Origin of the sequence: Limosilactobacillus difficilis (genome assembly GCF_947387495.1) — a bacterium.
GTDB classification, from domain to species: Bacteria; Bacillota; Bacilli; order Lactobacillales; family Lactobacillaceae; genus Limosilactobacillus; species Limosilactobacillus difficilis.
The window spans coordinates 35,723-52,164 of the sequence record NZ_CANDNU010000005.1 but is presented as its reverse complement, the minus strand read 5'-3'; the positions used below and the strand labels follow the sequence as shown (position 1 = coordinate 52,164).

The following is a 16,442-nucleotide window of genomic DNA, read 5'->3' as shown; positions in this document are numbered from 1 at the left end:
ACCAGCAGCATATCCCAAACAGAGAAAATTATATACGTCCTCTCTCTGAAAATCAATCCTGTTTTTTCATCCGAGCTGCTCGCTCAGCCCGGTGACGCCGTTGCCGCTGGCGCCGAGCATGCCGTTCCTCGTGTTGCTTAGCTTTACGCCACTTGTAGGCCCGGTCATCTTCAATTGCCTTACGAATCCGCTTCTTATAGCCGGGCTTGACCTTCTTCTTCATCTTTTTGACAAAGCCGATCATCGACGGATCAAGCTGGTCGTGCTTCTTGAGTCGTTTCTGGCGCCGGTTACGGTCGTGGGTGTCAACCACCCGCCCGTCCTTAATCGTCTTCGGGCTGAAGTGAATTCCCCGCTCTTCTAGTTGGTTAATCAACTCGTCCTCTGCCGGGGCGTACAAGGTGATCGCGGTTCCCTTCAAATTGGCCCGACCAGTCCGTCCGACCCGGTGGACAAAATATTCGAGATCAGACGGGATATCATCGTTGATCACCAGGGAAACACCCTCGATATCGATTCCCCGGGCCGCTAAGTCCGTTGCCACGATGTATTGGTATTCCAGCTTCTTAATCTCCCGCATCACTCGTTTACGTTGCCGGGGGGCCAAACCACCATGAACCAAGGCCACTTTCAAGCCCTGACTGTTCAAATAATCGGCCAGTTCAGTCGCCCGCTCACGCGTGTTTGCAAAGACCAGGGCTAGGTACGGTTCACCCATCGTCAGCAAGCGGTAGATCAACTGGTTTTTGTCACTCCCTTTCGTCGACAACAACCAGTTATCGACATTCGGGTTGATCACCGTAGCAACCGGAATTTCTTCCACCACCGGATTTTCCATGTACTTCTTCAAAAACGGCCGCAATTTCACCGGAATCGTCGCCGAAAAGACCATCATCTGCAAGTCATCAGGAAAGCGGCTGGCAATTTGGTCAACAGTCGTCAAAAAGCCCATGTCGAAGGTCATATCGGCCTCGTCAACGACGAAACGATGGGCAGTGTGAATATCCAAACCACCATGTTCAACCATGTCATTGACACGCCCCGGGGTCCCGATGACTAACTGGGGCTGCTGCTTAGCCAGTTGCTTTTCCTGCCGCTCCCGGTCAGTCCCGCCAACGTAATTATGAACGATAAAGGCATGGGGAGCAAAGTGATTAATCTGTTTGGCAGCAGCATAAATCTGGTAAGCCAGTTCCCGGCTCGGTGTGGTGATCACGGCTTGAACCTCGTGCAAGTCAGCCTGCAGCTGATCAAAGATTGGCAGTAAAAAAGCGTGGGTCTTCCCACTCCCGGTTGCTGACTGTCCGACAACACTCCTGCCAGCCTGAATAACCGGAATCACTTTCTCCTGCACCGGTGTCGGCTGTTTAAAACCCAGATCGGTGATTGCTTGGTTGACAAAGGGTTGAAAATGAAAATCTTGAAAACTATTTGCCATAACTATTCCTTTTCTTGCCACTGCTGGCATAACTGATCCAATTCCTGGATAATCTGCTTCATCTCAGCTTCATCGGCAGCCTTGGCTCCACTGGCCATCGGGTGACCGCCACCACGGTGATTCTTTGCTAAGCCGTTAATAGCTGGCCCTTTCGAGCGTAGCCGAACCCGATAATGACCATCATCTTGTTGCACAAAGATAACCCAGGCACTGACAACATCGATCTTGCCAGGCAACGGGACGACCGCTGAAGTTCCAGCCTCCGTCAAACCGAACTTTTTTAACACGTCAGCACTGAGAACCACGTAAGCGGCCTGGTGACTGGTCAATTTCAAATTTTGGTAAACAAAGGCCGACAACTTCGCTAGTGGCATCGTAATTACGTCTTCGCGACGACTGATCGCGCTGGCATCAGCACCAGCAGCCATCAGGGCCCCAGCGACTAGCATCGTCTTGGGCGTCGTTGCTGGGTAGAGGAAGCGACCGGTGTCCCCAACAATTCCGGCATAGAGCGCGTCGGCCGCCGTCTTTGGCAGCTTGAGCTGGCCCGCGAAGTGCTGATAAAAGGCGTAGATCATCTCTGAACAGCTAGCAGCCTGGTCATCAACCCAGACAACATCGCCAAAGGGATCATCATTAGGATGGTGATCAATTTTAACCAGCATTTCGCCCTGGTTGAAGCGCCGGTCATCAATGCGCGGACTGTTCGCCGTGTCGGTGACAATGACGAGGGCATTTTCATACAATCCGGAATCAATTTCGTCCATTTCACCAATCCAGTCAAAATCAGCAATGTCTTTGCCTACGACGAAAATTTCCTTATATGGGAAGGAAGCCCTTAAAATTTCGGCCAGACCCACTTGGGAACCGATTGCGTCCGGATCAGGCCGTTGGTGACGGTGGATGATGATCCGGTTATATTTGTTAATGGCTTTCATAATATCTTCTAAAACGGCCATGAGAACCCTCCTCAAAATTTGTTAACACTTAAGTATACCATCTTTAGCAATCGTTTAAAAAAGACCCTTAGCACTATAGCTAGGGGTCTGAATTTTGTGTCTATAAGAAACTACTTTTCACTTGCTTCAGCAGAATCAGCTGCCTGTTCGCTAGCTGCTGATTCGGCACTGCTGCTGGCTTGGTCATCAGCGCTGTCAGTTTCACTGCTAGCAGCACTCTTTTCTGCCGGTTTCTTATCAGCAGCAGCCTGGCTCGTTTCCTGACTAGCTGGAACCACCCGCATGATGGCCCCGAGGTCAAACTTGAGGTAAATTCCTTCACAATCGAGCGTCACGGTATTGTTCTGCTTGTCCAGTTCGTAAACATCACCGTGCAAACGGCCGATCGTAATGACATGGTCCCCCTTCTTGAGGCTACTCATCATCGACTGGTGTTCACGCCGCTGCTTTTGCTGTGGCCGAATCATGAAGAAGTACATGAAAGCGATCATCAGCACGATCAAGATAATACTTGACATTGAAGAACTATTCAATCTCTATTCATCCTTTCACATCGCTTAAAAATATTAACACTCCACATTATACAAGAAAATGCTTGCTTCTGCACCAATCATCCCCAGATCAGCTTAGAAATTAGCATTAATTTGGCTTAAGCGTTGCTGCAGCCGTCGCAAATCTGCGTCAGGGCTGGCGAGTAAAATATCAACCCCACTATTGATGGCCACGGACAAAAGTTCTTCGTCACCAACCCGTTCCAACAAGCGTGGCGCCTCCGCCGGCAATCGCGGCACCACTTCTTGAATGAGTCGCGAAGCCTCCGGCAAAGCAACGTCCCTGGTCAAGCCACCGATCACATAACCAGCAAAACCCAGCTGTGTCACGAAGTCAATGCTGATCTGCCGCAATTCTTTCAGGCCCCCGCCTTCAATGACGCCAAACAATGCCACGTTCTGCCGGTCATGAGCCTGAGCGGCCCGTTTCATCCAACGGTTATTCTGTTCCGTGTGTTTTTTTAGGTGATCATAGGATGAGTAGTAAGGCGGACAGTCACTGAGAGCAATCGCGATATCAGCTCCACTCACCGCAGCCTCTCGCACGCTCACTTCCGGTGACAAAAAGGCCTCCTTTTCATCACCGACATAGTGGATTCCCTTTTGGTCCAGCTTAAAAGCATGGCCATTGTTAAAAACATCCGAACTGCCGCTAGCAACGATGAGGCTGCCCGGCCAGTGGAGCAAGCCGGGAAGACCCCCAGCTCGTTTGAGCTCATGCTCGTGGTGAGCAAGCTTGACCCTCAGACCACTCGTCCAAGCCATCCCCTGATCAGAATCAGCGCTAAGTGGTTTCACGAGCAAGGGCGTGCGATAAGTGCCATGAGGGGTAATGAGTACTCCCCGCCGCGCCCGAGTACGGTTAGATGTTTGGTTGATAGTAAACGAGATCTGTCCCTGATTCATGCTCTCTTCCTCCGTTAATGCTGACTCGGAAATTCAATTCCCAGGTGGGCGTACCCGGCTGGTGTTACCTTACGGCCACGTGGCGTCCGACTGAGGTAGCCAATCTGCAAGAGATATGGTTCGTACATTTCTTCAATCGTGTTCGTCTCTTCACCAATGTTGGCCGCAATCGTTTTGAGCCCGACCGGACCGCCATTGTAATAATCAATCATCGTCTGCAAGAGCTTCCGGTCGACGTCGTCTAAGCCTTGGTCATCAACTTGCAACAGCTCCAGGGCCTGGCTGACACTGGTCTGATCAATCGTGTCTTTGCCAGCCACCTGGGCGAAGTCGCGAACCCGCTTCAGCAAGCGGTTGGCAATTCGCGGCGTTCCCCGCGACCGACGAGCCAGCTCGTGGGCCCCTTCCTGGCTAATCGCGGTTTTAAAAATTTTGGCGGAACGAAAGATGATCTGCTCCAGTTCGCTGGTCTGGTAGTAATTCATGTGGGCAACGATACCAAAACGGTCCCGCAACGGTGCCGAAAGCATCCCGGCCCGTGTCGTCGCCCCGATCAAGGTAAACGGCGGCAACGGAAAATGGACGGGGTGCGCTGTCGGGCCCTCGCCGACCACAATATCAATGTAAAAATCTTCCATCGCCGAATATAACATTTCCTCAACTGGCTTTGGCAAACGATGAATTTCATCGATGAAGAGAACGTCGCCTGGCTGCAACTCGTTGAGCAGTGCCACCAGGTCACCCGCCTTTTCAATGGCCGGTCCGCTTGTTGTTTTAATACCGACGTGCATTTCGTGAGCAATCACCATCGCCAGCGTCGTCTTGCCAAGCCCCGGCGGACCGTAAAGCAAAACGTGATCCAAGGCTTCTTCACGTTCCCGCGCTGCCTTGATATAAATCTGCAACTCGTGTTTAATCTTTTGCTGGCCGATATATTCGTTGAGTGTTTGGGGGCGGAGCTGAAGTTCAGCTTCCTCTTCCTGGTTGTTTTCGGCCTGTCCAGAAAGCAAGGCCCGCTGATCATCATCTACCATCAAAATCCCTCCTCACAGCTATTGACTGATCAATTTTAAACCGGCCCGCAGGTAATCGTCCGTCGTCTTGGCATCCGTTTGGGCCAAGCGTTTGGCCAGTTTCTTGACCTCCCGCTCCTTGTAGCCCAGTGCCTTTAAGGCGGCTAAGGCATCGGCGAGAGCCGGATTGTCTTCATCGACCGACTGGTCATTCAACCGCAGCAAAGGCCCCGTCGGCATCTTTTGCACTCGCTCGCGCAGGTCCAGGACGATCTGGCCGGCGGTCTTCTTGCCGATCCCCGGAAATTTAGTCAAGTAGGAAACGTCATTATTAGCAATTGCATCGACCAAGCCCTGATGATCAGGGTTGGCGAGAATTGCCAGAGCGCTCTTGGGGCCGATTCCCGACACGCCCAACAACTGCACAAACAGCTCCTTTTCATCACTGTCGGCAAAACCATAGAGCGAAATATCATCGTCGCGTACCGCTTGGTAAACAAAGACCTTCACGGTTTTGTGCAAGTCGACATGGTAACGGTACGGGTTCGCACAGAGGAGCCGGTAGCCCACGCCGTTGACGTCCACCACGATGTAGTTAGGCTGGACGATTGTTACCAGCCCGCTTAGGTATTCATACACTTTCTCTGCCGCCCTTCTTTTGATCTTCAATATTTTAACATGTCCTGAACTGACTTTTAAAAGTCATGATCATCGAATTCATCAGCAAATGGCTCGTGATGATCCTGAATCCGTTTGAACATCTTTTCAAGGTCCGTGTCCGTGAAGTGAATCGTCACTGGCCGCCCATGGGGACAATTGTAGGGATTCTCACAATGGCTCAGGTTAACCAGGAGAGCTTCCGCTTGACGCCGGTCCAAGTGGTGGTTGGCCTTGATAGCCCGCTTGCAGCTCATCATCGCGGCCGTCTTGAGTCGAAATTGTCCGACTGTCAGCTTACCATCTTTTAGTACCCAGTCGATCATTTCCCGGGCGGTGTCTTCTTCCTGCCCTTCAATAAACCAAGTCGGGTGCGATGCTAACATGAAACTGTTTTGGCCAAATTGTTGCAGATCCAACCCCACCTGCCGCAAAACATCAAGATGGTCAATGATCTTGAGTGCGTCAGCTGTCGAGTAGGTCAAAACGAGCGGCGTCAGAAATTGCTGCTGATCAGGACTGACCTGGCTCAATTCACGACGGAATTTTTCAAAATTAATCCGCTCCTGAGCGGCATGCTGGTCGATAATGTAGAGTCCGTCTGAGGCTTGGGCCAGCAAAAAAGTCCCCTGCAACTGTCCCAGATAGACCAGTTGAGGAAAACGCTGGTGAGCACTATCGCCACGGTCGTCGATCGCCAACTCCTGCTGCTCAGCTTTTGGCTGGGACTGATCGTCAGCCGGTTGAGTTGTCTTAGTAAGTTCGTCATCAAAGGGCCCGGTCGCAACTGCTTCTTGATAGTGCTGGTCAAAAGCGGCCATTTGAGGGCTGTGCAGCTCGGCTTTTTTGTGGACCACCACCGGCTCCTTGACAAAACTGTCGCCAGCGTCAGCCGCGGCAGGGTTGCTAGCAGTCCCCGCCTCTTCCTCGTTGGGTTGAATTGGCCGAAAAACCTGTGCCGATGATTGTTCTGGAGCACTGACCCCCGTCGGGTAGCGAACTGCCTGAGAATGTCCTGGCTGAATATCAAGCGGGGTTTCATTGACTCGCTGATGTTCATGGATCTGAATTGCCCGGTCACCTACGTCGGGAATTAAGTTTGCGTCAGCGATCGCTTGATCGACCGCTTGGCTCACTAACTTCGTCAACTGCTCCTCCTTACTGAGCCGGACTTCCCGCTTGGCAGGGTGCACGTTGACGTCGACCAACAGGGGATCCAAATGAACGTCAATGACAGCAATCGGGTAACGTCCCACCATCAACTTCGACCGATAGCCGGCAATCACCGCCTTAGTTAAGGCGTAATTGCGAACATAGCGGTGGTTAATGGTCAGGGTGATATATTGTCGTGAAGCCCGGTTTAGCGCCGGCAGGGAGGTATAGCCGCTGATCTTAAAATCGGCATCCTGACCATGGATAGCAAGCATCTGCCGTCCCGCCTTCACTCCGTAGATCGCCGCAATCACTTGTTGAAGATTGCCATTACCCGCCGAACGAAAGAGCTCCCGCTGGTTATGGCTAAAGCTGATCGCGACTCCGGGATTGGCCAGCGCCAGGCGGTTGATAATGTCGACCATCCGACTGAGCTCCGTGTGGGGCGATTTGATGTATTTCAAGCGCGCCGGCGTGTTGTAAAACAGCTGTCGGACCAGGATATCAGTCCCCCGACGGGCACTCGCCGGCTGCTCGCTGAGTTCCTGGCCTCCTTTGATGTGGTAGGCCGTCCCGGCGGCTCCCTCTACCGCCGTCGTCATCGTCACATCAGCGACAGACGCAATACTAGGCAGCGCCTCACCACGAAAACCCATCGTCTGCACGTTGAAAAGGTCACGCTCGCTAGCAATCTTGCTAGTGGCGTGGCGTTGAAAAGCCAGGGGGACGTCATCATGGGCGATACCTGACCCGTTATCGATCACCCGAATACTGGTCATCCCGGCATCCTGGGCCAAAACGTCAATCCGCGTACTTCCCGCATCGAGCGAGTTTTCCACCAATTCCTTGACGATCGAAGCCGGGCGCTCGATCACTTCACCAGCAGCGATTTGGTCGGCTAAAACGGCATCCAATTGATGAATTTTACCCATGCTCTTCACCTCACTTTAACGCTTGTTGCCACTTGTAGATCTGATTCATAACTTCCATCGGGGTCATCGACATCAAGTCTAGCTTGTGCAGCTGCTGAATGATCTTCTTTTCTTTGCTGTCAGTCTTCTTTGCCGGAGCCGGCTGGAATAATTCTAGCTGGCCGTCCGAATCTGCAGCCAGGGTGGAAGCCGATTTAACGGCTGCCTGATGTTTTGTTGCTTGCGACTCTGCAGACTGCGAAGCTGACGACACCGCTGGGACGGTCTCAGCTTGACCACTGGTGCCAACGTGTGCGGCATCCTCGTCGCCACGTTTTTCTAGTCCTTGCAGGATTACCCCAGCCCGCTTCAGCAGGCTCTGCGGCATCCCGGCCAGTTTCGCAACGTGAATCCCATAAGACTTATCAGCTGGACCAGCTTCAATTTTGTGAAGAAAAACCAGTTCGCCGTTTTCTTCGGTCGCGCCAACATGGATATTTTTCAATCGTCTTAGACTTTGGTCAAGGGTTGTCAGCTCGTGGTAGTGGGTTGAAAAAAGCGTCTTGGCGCGAACACGGTTGTGGACGTACTCAATAATTGCTTGGGCCAACGCCATCCCGTCGTAGGTCGCAGTGCCCCGTCCAATTTCGTCGAAGAGGATCAGGCTATTCGGTGTCGCGTGTTGCAAAGCGTTGTTTGCTTCCATCATCTCAACCATGAAGGTACTTTCACCCGAAATCAAGTCATCAGCAGCACCGATTCGCGTAAAGACCTGGTCGAAGATCGGCAATACAGCTTTTTTGGCGGGAACAAAGCAGCCCATCTGGGCCATCACTGCTGTTAGGGCCAGTTGCCGCATATAAGTGCTTTTCCCGGACATGTTCGGTCCGGTGATCAAGAGAATATCGGTTTGCGGATCCATCATCACATCATTGGGCACGTATTCCTGGTGACCCATGAATTTTTCAACAACCGGGTGCCGCCCGTCTTTGATCGCCAAGTTGTGATTCTTGGAAAAGGTTGGGCGCACAAAATGATATTCTTCGCTGACCACCGCAAAACTTTGCAAGACGTCCAGCTCGGACAATGCCCGAGCGAGTTTTTGCAAGCGTTGAATAGCCTGCTTGATTTGGCTACGTACCTGAACAAAAAGATCATACTCGAGAGCAACTGATTTTTCTTCAGCACCAAGGATAAGGGATTCCTTCTCCTTCAGTTCTGGCGTGGCAAAACGTTCCGCATTCACCAGAGTTTGCTTGCGCTCGTAGCGATCTTCCGGAATTTTGCTAAGGTTAGCTTTCGTGACTTCAATATAGTAGCCAAAAACATGGTTGTAGCCAATTTTCAGATTATTGATGCCCGTTGCCTGCCGCTCTTTCTCTTGCAGGGCAGCAATCCATTCCTTGCCGTTGTTCATCGCATCGCGGTACTTGTCAAGCTGGTCATTAAACCCGGCCTTGATCACCCCACCTTCGGTAACGGAAATCGGCGGCTCCTCGGTAATCGCATTGTCGATCAGATTAGTGATGTCAGTCAGTGGGTCCAACTGCTCGTTAAGTTCGGCAAATACTGGTGAGTCCAGCGTTTCCAGGACGTACTTGATTTTCGGAACCTGCTCCAGGGAAGTCTTTAGCTGAATCAGATCACGGCCGTTGACGTTTCCGTAAGCCACCCGACCAGCTAAGCGTTCCAGGTCATAAACCTTAGTCAGTTCCTCCTGAATGTTATTACGTTCAAAATAGTGATCGAGCAGAACCGCGACCTTATCTAGGCGCTCATTGATCTGGCCTTCGTTGATCAGCGGCCGGTCTAGCCACTGTTTTAAAAGACGGCTTCCCATCGCGGTTTTGGTTTCATCCAACAGCCACGCGAGGGTGCCCCGGCGCTTGCCGCTGCGCATGTTAGTCATCAACTCCAAATTGGTCTTGGAGTAGTGATCCAGTTTCATGTAAGAACTGACCTGGTAAGCCACCGCTTTTTGTAAGTGGTCCAGGGAACGTTTTTGCGTCGTCAGCAAATAAGAAACCAAGAGGGCGACGACATGCTGCAAATGCTCATCAGCCAAATCCTGGGTGAGATAGGCAATTTCGCTGGACTTGGAAAGACTGTTTTGGTGCGACAACAAAACATTGCGCTTTGTCAGAACCGTTCGCACAGAATCCGCTAATGAATCATCAGCAACCAGTTCCCGGCACTCCAGATTGATCAGTTCATTCATCACGGCGTCCTGTCCCTGGACCGTCGTCGTTTTGAGCTCACCTGTTGAAAGGTCAGTGTAAGCCAGATCAAACTCATCATCCCGCTGCACCAAGGCGGCAAGATAGTTGTTACTCCGCGCCGCATCCCCAGTCAAATCCATTTGCGTTCCAGGGGTGACCAGCCGTGTCACTGCCCGCTTTACCATTCCCTTGGCCTTACGAGGGTCTTCCATCTGCTCACAAATGGCAACTTTATACCCCTTATCAATCAAGGTGTCGATATAAGACTCAACAGCATGGTGGGGCACCCCACACATCGGTACCGGATTAGCAGTCGCCTTGCTACGGTGGGTCAAGGTCAACTCTAATAGCTGCGAGCCTTTGATGGCATCATCGTTGAAAAGTTCATAAAAGTCGCCAATTCGGTAAAAAAGAAACGCGTCCGGATACTGGTCCTTGACATGCTGATATTGTTGCATCATTGGTGTTAGTTTTGCCACGTTTATACCCCGCTTGTTCTATTTGATCAAAAAACAGAGGTTGGAGAAAACACCGTTTTTTCCAACCTCCTGACTGCAGGCGTCGCGCTTACTTAGCGTAGTCGACGGCCCGCACCTCACGGATAACGGTCACTTTGATGTGACCAGGATATTCGAGTTCTTTTTCAATTTCGTTCTTTAAGTCGTGAGAAAGGGTCACTGCCTGCAGGTCTGAAACCTTCTTGGGCTTGACGATAACACGCACTTCGCGACCGGCTTGGATTGCGTAACTGTGGTCGACGCCGCGATGTCGGTTAGCAATTTCTTCGAGTTTTTTAAGTCGTTGAATATACTGCTCAAGTGACTCGGAGCGAGCCCCCGGCCGAGCGCCGGAAATAGCGTCAGCTACCTGAACGAGGACGGCAATCACCGATTTAGCTGGCTCGTCGCCATGGTGAGAAGCGATCGTGTTAATGACAACAGGATTCTCTTTGAACTTCCGCGTCAACTCAACCCCCAGTTCAACGTGGGAGCCGTCAACTTCGTGGTCGATTGCCTTGCCAATATCATGCAGCAGGCCGGCCCGCTTGGCCAGATTAACGTCTTCACCAAGTTCGGCAGCCATAATACCGGCAAGTTTGGCCACTTCAATCGAGTGCTGCAGGACGTTTTGGCCATAGCTGGTCCGATACTTCATCCGCCCAACCGTCTTGATCAAATCCGGTGCCATCGAGTGGATACCAAGATCAAAAATCGTTTGTTCACCGACTTCACGCAGTTTAGCGTCCATATCCTTGCGGGCTTTTTCGACCGCTTCTTCAATGCGAGCCGGATGAATCCGGCCGTCCTGAATCAGTTTCTCCAGGGCCATCTTGGCAATTTCTCGCCGGACCGGATCAAAGCCGCTGAGGACTACCGCCTGCGGAGTATCATCAATAATCAGATCGATCCCGGTGAGTGTCTCCAAGGTTCGAATATTTCGCCCTTCACGCCCGATGATCCGACCTTTCATGTCGTCATTAGGCAGGTTGACAACCGATACAGTTGCTTCGGAAACTACATCGGCTGCTGACCGCTGGATGGCGGAGACAATTAAGTTCTTAGCCTTGCGGTCCGCCGTCAGCTCAGCTTCTTGTTCACTGTCGCGAATCATCACGGCCCGTTCCTGGGCCAACTGGTTCTTGACTTGGTTGACAACCATTTCCTTGGCTTGATCCTGACTCAACTGGGCAACCTTCTCCAAATCGCTCTGCCGCTGAGCGACTAATTCTTTAACGTGCTGCCGGTCCTTGCGCAGCTGGTCATCACGCTGATCCAGCTTATGTTCGCGTTCAGTTGCAGCATTTTCACGATTTTCCAGGGAATTATCCTTGCGATCCAGAGCGGTTTCACGTTGAAGCAGGCGTTCTTCTTGCTTTTGCACTTCATTCTGTCTGCTCTCCAACTCTTTTTCCACTTTTTCCCGGTAGCGGTGGGCATTATCCTTTGCTTCCACTCTTGCTTCCCGTTTCGTGGTTTCCGCTTCTTTTTTCGCGCTGGCAATGATCCCCTCGGCGCTATTTTGAGCTGCTGCTAAGCGCTGGTTGATCAGCGTGGAAGCGATAAAGTAGCCAGCCACGGCCCCGATCAACAGTGCAATAACGGCAACTAAAATGCCGAAAGAAGTCATTTTGACACCTCCGATATAACATATCTTTTCATCTTAGTTGATAATTGCTAGTTACTGTGGGCAAAAAGCCACACCTTTTTATTTTATCCTCCCCAACAGGTGGTGTCAATTATTGCCGCTCTAACGAGAAAGAGCGTCATGCCCGCTTCTTAGGCATCACGCTCAAATGGCATTAGTTGTTTTTGCTGGCCTCTTCGAGGGTTTCTTGCTTAGGATCCTTTTCCTTCTTGGCGTCACTTTCGGCGGCGATGGTCGGATCTGGCTTCATCCCGTAAGCAACCCGCACCTTATTCATCAACTCATTAAAGCTCTCTGGGTGCTGGTCAAACCATTTCTTAGCGTTCTCCCGACCCTGGCCAATCCGTTCCTTGCCATAGGAGTACCAGGCACCTGACTTCTTGACAAAGTCTTTGTCAACCGCCATATCGAGAAGTTCACCCGTCTTGGAAATCCCTTGACCGTACATAATATCTACTTCAGCCCGCTTGAAAGGCGGCGCTACCTTATTTTTGACGATCTTAATCTTCGCACGGTTACCAATGACATTGGTGCCTTCCTTCAGCTGTTCACCACGCCGAACCTCCATTCGAATCGTCGAATAGAACTTGAGGGCCCGACCACCAGGGGTCGTCTCGGGATTGCCGAACATCACCCCAACTTTTTCCCGAATCTGGTTGATAAAGATGGCAATCGTCTTCGTCTTATTGATCTCACCAGATAACTTCCGCAGAGCCTGCGACATCAACCGTGCTTGCAAACCGACGTGGGTGTCACCCATTTCTCCTTCAATTTCGGCTTGGGGAACCAGAGCCGCAACGGAGTCAATGACGACGATGTCAACAGCCCCACTAGCAATTAAGGCGTCGGCAATTTCCAATCCTTCTTCACCGGTGTCAGGCTGGGAGAGCAGCAAATCATTGACATTTACCCCCAGTGCTTGGGCATACTGGGGATCCAGGGCGTTTTCAGCATCGATATAAGCTGCCGTCCCGCCCTGACGTTGCACTTCAGCCACTGCATGCAGGGCCACCGTGGTCTTCCCAGAACTTTCGGGACCGTAGATTTCGATAATCCGGCCACGAGGGTAACCTCCTACCCCTAATGCTTCATCGATCGCTAAGGAACCGCTCGAGACGCTCGCAATCTGCGTGTCAGCAGAATCTCCCATCCGCATAATTGAGCCTTTACCAAAATTTTTCTCAATCTTGCGTAAGGCCGCATCAAGAGCCGCTTTTCGTTGATCAGCCAATTCGCTTCCTCCTAACGTTTTTTATCTCTGCTAATTATGATATCTGTTTCATCTGATTTTGTCAAACAAATGTTCGCTTCTATTTCAATGCTTGATAGACCATCATAAGAGCACTCTGCGCAGCTTGTTCACGGACACTTTGCCGCCCGTTATGTGCTTGCAGATGGAGCAACTTGGTTTGAGTTGGCCAGCCCTTGATGGCTAAGCCTAGCCAAACGGTGCCCGCCGGCTGATCCTCCAGGGCTTCTGGGCCGGCTACTCCGGTCAGTCCGACCCCGATATCAGAATCAACCTGTTTCTGACAACCTTCCGCCATCGCCTGGGCAGTTTCGGCACTGACCACTCCGTGCTGGGTAACCACCGACGAAGGCACACCCACCATCTTTTCCTTCTGCTCGGCTGCGTAGGTAACAAAACCCCCGTCAAAGACCGTTGAGGCACCCGGAATCGAGCAAAGCGTACTCTGGAACATTCCGGCCGTCAAACTTTCGGCCGCCGTGATATGCAAATGACGCTGCTCCAGCAAATCAACAACGACGCCCGCCAAGCTAATATCATCACCTGCCCCGAAAAAGGCTTCAGGTTCTAGTCGAGCAATCGCTTCTTGCAAACCATCGAGCTGCTGCTTGGCCGTTGCTTGGTCCACGTTGTGAATCGTCAGGCGAACCTGAATCTCCAGTGGTTGAACATAAGAGGTAACGACTACTTGCGGCCACTTTGGTGTAATGGTTGCCAAATCGTCCATCAATGGTGATTCTGGACGGCCGAAGAAGTGAAGGGTCCGGCTAAAGATAGCCTTGCCCGTCCCAAAGTGCTGCTGCAGCCGTGGCATTAGCTCCTGGGTTACCATCGCCTTAAATTCGCGTGGCGGTCCTGGCAAGACGACGACTACTCCCTGCTTGCCTTCATACCAGGCACCGAGGGCTAGGCCTACTGGATTAGGCAGCCACTGCCCACCCTTTAAGTACATCGCCTGCCGTACATTTTCTGCTGGCACCTCAGCAAACCGCGGCTTTAATGACTGCTTAATCTGTTGCCAGTGATCATCATTGACAGTCAAGCTGGTACCGAGGGCGTTAGCGACCGCCGCCATCGTAGTGTCATCGGCTGTGGGGCCTAAGCCCCCGCAAACAAAAACGAGGTCGCTGCGTCCTAACGCGTGGCGCGTTGCCGCCACAATCCGGGACGGCTCATCATCAGTCGTCGTCTGCCAAGGGATTTCGATGCCGACCCGACTCAACTGGTCAGCCAAAAACTGCGCATTGGTGTTAGTAATCTGACCGAGAGCAATCTCGGTTCCGATCGTCACAATTTCTGCATCCACAACTCATCACTCCCTATTAATAGCTACGTCACTTCGTTCATATTTTACCGCATTTTGGCGTCAAAAGGATAAAGACCCCCAGCCTCCGAAAAGGAAATGCTGAGAGTCTTAACGATCCACTTAGCTAGCTAATCATATTTTATTTGAAACCATCTTTGAAAACATCGCGCCCCTGGTAGAAGTAGTCGACCCCAGAGTAAATAGTAAAGAACAGGCAAATGTACAACATGATCTCGCCAAACGGCACATGAATCAACGTAAAGAAAACATTATGCAGCAATAAGAAAATAATCGCAATAAACTGCGTCGTCGTCTTAATCTTGCCCGGCATCTTGGCTGCCAGGACAATCCCGCTCTGCTCAACCAGCAATAAGCGCAGGCCGGTTACCGCCAGTTCGCGCCAAAGAATGATAGCCGTGACCCAGGCCGGTACCGTCCCGATTCCCGTTAAGACCACGAAGGCCGTCATTACAAGAATTTTGTCCGCCAGTGGATCCGCAAACTTGCCGAAGTTGGTAACCAGGTGGTTCTTGCGGGCAATCCGGCCGTCCAGGTTATCGGTGAGTGTGGCAATGATAAAAAGAATCGTCGCCCATAATTCAGTTGCTGGGATCGTCGCGCCGCCAAAACTCACGCTGCCCCAGATCCCCATCGGTAGCACCATCAGGATCAGGAAAAACGGGATGATAATCAGACGCATCACCGTCAATTTATTAGGTAAATTCAATGTATTTTCCCCCTCTAAAAGTTATCGCAATTGGCCCAGCATTACTGGTTGCTACTGGTTGCCGTTGAAGTCCCCCGATTGGTTGTGGTTGTCGTTTGCTGGCGATTTGCCGGGGCACTCGTTGTTTGCGACTGGTTATTCGTCGTACCGGTCGACCGCGTATTAGTTGTACCAGTCGTGGTTGTCCGTGAAGTACTACCACTGTTGTTATTAGTCGTTGAACTGCTATTGTACCGACTGGAGCTTGTCGTCGAGCTGCTGGAGCTGGATGAAGAGCTAGTATTGCCAAAGTGAATCGTGATCGTCCGCGTCTGTGGGTAACGATTGTTGGCCGTGAAGTCGATGGTCTTGCCACCGATCTTGACCTTAGTATTAGCTGGCGTCCCGATGCGGATGACAACCGTGTTGGCATTCTTCGCCACTGTTACGTTTTCCTTGCCATTAGCAACCATCATCCGGTTCAACCGGGTTGTGTTGTCGACCATTACGGAGTTAGCGGATTGGCCGCTGGTCGTCAGGACCAACTGGGCACTCTTCTTCAGCGACTTGGCATTGTAGGTAACACTCGTCGAATTGCGGGAAGCTTCCGTCAGCTTAACGGCACTCGTTGTCTTGGTTGGTTTCTTCTTGCTGGAAGATGATGATTGCTTTTCCTTCTTGCTCGATTCACCCGAAACCGAAACCGAACTTCGATCGATCCTGGTCGAGTTTTCCCGGTGACGCACAATTGCCGTCACCCAAATTACAGCAAGGATCAAGACGACAATCACAGCGATTACAATCGTCGGTAGGTATTTGCGCCGGGCCGCTTCCATCTGTTCAGCTGCCTTATGGTGACTGGTTCGCGTTTCGACCGCCTGGGTGATGTGCTCGGAATATTCATGAGTCTTGGTTTGCGGCAATTCATCATCGTACTGCTTTAACAAGTCATCGCCGTCAAGGCCCACCGTATTGGCATATTGTTTGACGAAGGCCCGAACATAAAAATCGCCCGGCAGCTGGTCAAATTTATCGTCTTCGATGGCGATTAAATAACGCTTCTGAATCTTGGTAATCTGTTGTAAAGCATCTAGGGTGTAGCCTTTAGCTTCACGAGCAGCCCGCAGTTTTTGGCCAACATCACTGCGGTGCTCTTTGTTAGAACTTGGTTGTTCGTTTTCACTCATATTATCGATTCCTCGTTTTTTTAATTTTCTGACTAACCTCAAT

Annotated in this window: 13 protein-coding genes; all 13 read right to left on the bottom strand. The window is 51.4% G+C overall.

Annotated features, from left to right (window positions below; genetic code table 11):
- Positions 1 to 52: 52 nt before the first annotated feature.
- The 13 genes from QOR82_RS01870 to QOR82_RS01810 all read right to left on the bottom strand — a co-directional run bounded on the left by QOR82_RS01870 (position 53) and on the right by QOR82_RS01810 (position 16,399).
- A complete protein-coding gene (locus QOR82_RS01870) occupies positions 53 to 1,438 on the bottom strand; it encodes a DEAD/DEAH box helicase (protein ID WP_283583070.1) in 1,386 nt (461 codons plus the stop codon).
- Between the two features lie 2 nt (positions 1,439 to 1,440).
- A complete protein-coding gene (locus QOR82_RS01865; RefSeq protein WP_283583069.1) occupies positions 1,441 to 2,397 on the bottom strand; it encodes a DHH family phosphoesterase in 957 nt (318 codons plus the stop codon).
- Between the two features lie 110 nt (positions 2,398 to 2,507).
- A complete protein-coding gene (yajC, locus tag QOR82_RS01860) occupies positions 2,508 to 2,915 on the bottom strand; it encodes a preprotein translocase subunit YajC (protein WP_283583094.1) in 408 nt (135 codons plus the stop codon).
- Between the two features lie 108 nt (positions 2,916 to 3,023).
- Positions 3,024 to 3,854: a tRNA-guanine transglycosylase gene (locus QOR82_RS01855; protein WP_283583068.1), complete on the bottom strand. Its 831-nt coding sequence runs from the start codon at positions 3,852 to 3,854 to the stop codon at positions 3,024 to 3,026.
- 14 nt (positions 3,855 to 3,868) lie between these two features.
- Positions 3,869 to 4,888 carry a Holliday junction branch migration DNA helicase RuvB gene (gene ruvB / locus QOR82_RS01850; protein WP_283583067.1) on the bottom strand — a complete coding sequence of 340 codons (1,020 nt, stop codon included), beginning with the start codon at positions 4,886 to 4,888 and terminating at the stop codon, positions 3,869 to 3,871.
- Positions 4,889 to 4,906: 18 nt separating this feature from the next.
- On the bottom strand, positions 4,907 to 5,506 hold the full coding sequence (gene ruvA / locus QOR82_RS01845) for a Holliday junction branch migration protein RuvA (RefSeq protein ID WP_283583066.1): 600 nt from the start codon (positions 5,504 to 5,506) through the stop codon (positions 4,907 to 4,909).
- A gap of 56 nt (positions 5,507 to 5,562) precedes the next feature.
- Positions 5,563 to 7,608 (bottom strand): DNA mismatch repair endonuclease MutL, encoded by a 2,046-nt coding sequence (mutL, locus tag QOR82_RS01840; protein WP_283583065.1) that lies wholly within the window; start codon positions 7,606 to 7,608, stop codon positions 5,563 to 5,565.
- 10 nt (positions 7,609 to 7,618) lie between these two features.
- Positions 7,619 to 10,267, bottom strand: a complete 2,649-nt coding sequence (gene mutS / locus QOR82_RS01835; protein ID WP_283583093.1) for a DNA mismatch repair protein MutS — start codon at positions 10,265 to 10,267, stop codon at positions 7,619 to 7,621.
- 106 nt (positions 10,268 to 10,373) lie between these two features.
- Positions 10,374 to 11,933 carry a ribonuclease Y gene (gene rny, locus QOR82_RS01830; protein WP_283583064.1) on the bottom strand — a complete coding sequence of 520 codons (1,560 nt, stop codon included), beginning with the start codon at positions 11,931 to 11,933 and terminating at the stop codon, positions 10,374 to 10,376.
- A 172-nt stretch (positions 11,934 to 12,105) separates the two neighbouring features.
- Positions 12,106 to 13,182, bottom strand: coding sequence for a recombinase RecA (gene recA / locus QOR82_RS01825; RefSeq protein ID WP_283583063.1), 1,077 nt, complete (start codon positions 13,180 to 13,182; stop codon positions 12,106 to 12,108).
- Positions 13,183 to 13,261: 79 nt separating this feature from the next.
- The gene (locus tag QOR82_RS01820; RefSeq protein WP_283583062.1) at positions 13,262 to 14,506 is read right to left on the bottom strand and encodes a competence/damage-inducible protein A; all 1,245 of its coding nucleotides are present in this window, start codon (positions 14,504 to 14,506) and stop codon (positions 13,262 to 13,264) included.
- A gap of 139 nt (positions 14,507 to 14,645) precedes the next feature.
- Positions 14,646 to 15,233, bottom strand: a complete 588-nt coding sequence (gene pgsA, locus QOR82_RS01815) for a CDP-diacylglycerol--glycerol-3-phosphate 3-phosphatidyltransferase (protein ID WP_283583061.1) — start codon at positions 15,231 to 15,233, stop codon at positions 14,646 to 14,648.
- A gap of 41 nt (positions 15,234 to 15,274) precedes the next feature.
- Positions 15,275 to 16,399: a helix-turn-helix domain-containing protein gene (locus QOR82_RS01810; RefSeq protein ID WP_283583060.1), complete on the bottom strand. Its 1,125-nt coding sequence runs from the start codon at positions 16,397 to 16,399 to the stop codon at positions 15,275 to 15,277.
- Positions 16,400 to 16,442: the final 43 nt, after the last annotated feature.